Annotated in this window: 4 protein-coding genes; 1 reads left to right on the top strand and 3 read right to left on the bottom strand. The window is 63.8% G+C overall.

Going from position 1 to position 2,923, the window contains the following annotated elements; all coding sequences use genetic code 11:
• Together EN969_RS24795 and EN969_RS24790 are read right to left on the bottom strand one after the other, a co-directional pair.
• Positions 1–254 (bottom strand): glutathione S-transferase N-terminal domain-containing protein (locus EN969_RS24795; protein ID WP_206525224.1); only part of this gene is annotated, 254 nt, incomplete at its 3' end.
• 43 nt (positions 255–297) lie between these two features.
• Complete coding sequence (locus EN969_RS24790) at positions 298–918, bottom strand: thermonuclease family protein (RefSeq protein ID WP_063167987.1); 621 nt, start codon at positions 916–918, stop codon at positions 298–300.
• 75 nt (positions 919–993) lie between these two features.
• On the opposite strand from EN969_RS24790, the gene EN969_RS24785 reads away from it, so the two are divergent.
• Complete coding sequence (locus EN969_RS24785) at positions 994–2,514, top strand: HAMP domain-containing sensor histidine kinase (protein ID WP_063167986.1); 1,521 nt, start codon at positions 994–996, stop codon at positions 2,512–2,514.
• 11 nt (positions 2,515–2,525) lie between these two features.
• Here EN969_RS24785 and EN969_RS24780 read toward each other — a convergent pair.
• A partial coding sequence (locus EN969_RS24780) for a nicotinate-nucleotide--dimethylbenzimidazole phosphoribosyltransferase (RefSeq protein WP_206525223.1) occupies positions 2,526–2,923 on the bottom strand: 398 nt, incomplete at its 5' end.

Here is a 2,923-nt window from a genome sequence, read left to right as displayed (position 1 = left end):
CGCCCGAACAGGGCCGGTTCGGGATGCAGCTCCTCGAAATAGCGGCAGATGGCGACGGATTCGGTGATGACGGTGCCGTCGTCGAGCTCCAGCACCGGCAGACGCTGCAAGGGGTTGCGCGAGCTGACCGCCTGTTGCCTGTGTTCCAACGCGCCCATATCGATGGGCACCTGCGGAACCTCGATGCCTTTCTCGGCCAGGAAAACGCGGACCCGCCTTGGATTGGGCGCCCGGCCACCGTCGAAGAGCTTCATTCCATCCTCCTGTTCGTCCTCGGTTCCAGTTCCAGGATGCGCATCACCAGAAGCGAAAAATCTCGCGCACGGCATCGCCGATCGACGCCAGTGTGCCGTGCTTCTTCTCGACGACTTCGCCGTGATGGCTGTCTCGCCAATTCTGCGGCTGATCGAACGTTCCCGCCCAGATGCCGGCCTTTGCCGCGCGGGCGATGGCTTCCTCGCTCTCGAAGTCGCCATAGGCAACCGCCCAGCCCGCCTCGACCTGCGCGCGGTTGAGATCCTTGCCGCCGGCGGTGCAGTCGCCGAGCAGCCGGCCATAACGATCACGCTGCCAGCCGGTACAAGAGACGGGCTTGCCGGCGATCAGGCGAACGAGCGACTGACGCGCAAGCGTGCCGCAGGAATAGTCCGCGCCGTTCTTGCGGCAGGTCTGCGTATATTCCGGAGCATCGATGCCGCGCATGCGGATACGCTCGGTGCCAAGCGTGATCGAATCGCCGTCGTTGATGATTGCCACGCCTTGCGTCTTGCGTGTCTCCACCCGGTCGAGGCGGGCCGCCAGCAGGATCAGCAGTCCGAGGATGATGACGGCAAGCCCGTAATCCACCAGCCGGCGCCACAGGCTTCTGGGGCGCGCAACGTATCGCCGGCGCGGCCTCGGCGACCATGAACGGCTCATATGGCAAACGGTTGGTTAATCATTCGAACGTAGCTTAACACTTGGAAACCGCTGCTCGCATAAATTGAAGTTTTGATGCCCTTGCAACGCTCGAACACAGCGGACAAGTTCATTGTGGACCGCAGGAAACGCCATCGCAACAGCGATGTCGCGCGCGCGGTGCGCAAGACGCGTGACCGTCTTTCGCAGCAGGCCGGCAATCCCGATTTCGATCGCGAACTGCTGAAGCTGCATGCCCGAGCGATGACAAGCGGCGCCATCGCCATCCCGCTTCTCGTGCTGGCGATTGCCGCGGGTGGCCGGCTGGCCGGAATCGGCAATGAGATCGGGCTTTGGGCGCTGTTCACGCTAACCTGCTACACTATCGTTGCCGTCATGGCGCGGCGCATCGAGCGCACTGAAGCTTCCGAGCTCAACCCTTTGCAAGCACGGCGGGAATTCCTGATCGGCCATTTCCTGTGCGGTCTCGGCTGGGCTTGGTTCGTGTGGCTTGGCTGCAGCGTCTGCGAGGTCGATCCGTTCCACATCGTCAAGGCCGTGGTGCTGTTGTTCGCCATGGCGGCGACCGCGGTGATGACCTCGTCTCTGCGGGGCGCGCTGCTGGCGACCTTTGCCGTTCCCGTGGCGCTCTACGCCTATGCCGGCGCCAAGCTATGGATGCCGGTCGAGGCGATCATGGCCGCGCTGCTGGTCGTGTCGCTGCCGTTTTTCGCCTATGTGGCCCGTCATCTGAACCACTCGTCCCTGATGATGCTGTCGTTCCGCTCCGAAAAGGATGCGCTGATCGCCGAACTGGAGACGGCGAAATCGATGTCGGACGAAGCGCGGCGGCGGGCCGAGGACGCTAATCTGGCGAAATCGCGGTTCCTCGCCTCGATGAGCCACGAATTGCGCACGCCGCTCAACGCCATTCTCGGTTTTTCCGAGGTGATGTCGAACGAGGTGCTGGGACCGATGAGCAATCCCACCTATCGTGACTACGCCCATGACGTGCACGAATCCGGCCAGCATCTGCTCGACCTGATCAACGAGATTCTCGACCTGTCACGCATCGAGGCCGGCCGCTACCAGCTCAATGAAGAGCCGGTGATGCTGCTTGGTATCGTCGAGGACTGCTGTCACATGATGGAGTTGAGAGCGCGCAACAAGGATATCCGTGTCGTCCAGGATTTCGAGCACGAGCTGCCTCGGCTGTTCGCCGATGAACGGGCCGTGCGGCAGATCACGCTCAACCTTCTGTCGAACGCGATAAAATTCACCGCCACCGGCGGCGAAATCCGCGTCCGTGTCGGTTGGACGGCGGGCGGCGGACAATACATTTCGATCAAGGACAATGGCCCGGGCATACCGGAAGATGAGATCCCGATCGTGCTTTCCGCCTTCGGCCAGGGCTCCATCGCCATCAAGAGCGCCGAGCAAGGCACCGGGCTTGGCCTGCCGATCGTGCAAGGGCTGCTCGCAATGCATGGCGGCGAGTTCGAACTTCATTCCAAGCTGCGCGAAGGCACCGAGGCGATCGCCATCTTCCCGCTGAGCCGGGTGATGGAGGAATTGCCAGCATTGCCGACCGCGGCGGTGGCGGCTCGACGGCGGTAATACCTCAAGCCCTAACCGCGTACCGCCGCAGCCATGCCCGAACTGGTCAGCGCGGCGGCCTTGACCAGACCCGCTGCAAGGGCGGCCCCTGCCCCTTCGCCATGGCTGATGCCCAGATCAAGCAACGGGCGCAAGCCGAGCCGTTGGGCGGCGCGTGCATGCGCGGGTTCCGGCGACAGGCTGGCCAGCAGGCAATGGTCGAGCGCGGCGGGATTGACGCCATGCAGTACCGCTGCGGCTGCCGTCGCCGCCAATCCGTCGAGCAGCACCGGGATCTTCTGCATCCGCGCGGCCAGAATGGCACCGGCGATCGCCGCGAATTCCCGGCCGCCGACCCGGCGCAGCGCCTCGAGCGGGTCGCCGAGATGGCCGCCATGAAAAGCCAGCGCCGCATCGACCACGTCCGCCT

Source organism: Mesorhizobium sp. M7A.F.Ca.CA.003.01.2.1 (assembly GCF_003998945.1).
Lineage (GTDB): Bacteria > Pseudomonadota > Alphaproteobacteria > Rhizobiales > Rhizobiaceae > Mesorhizobium > Mesorhizobium ciceri.
The sequence above is the reverse complement of the archived record's forward strand: the minus strand, read 5'-3'. Positions and strand labels throughout refer to the sequence as shown.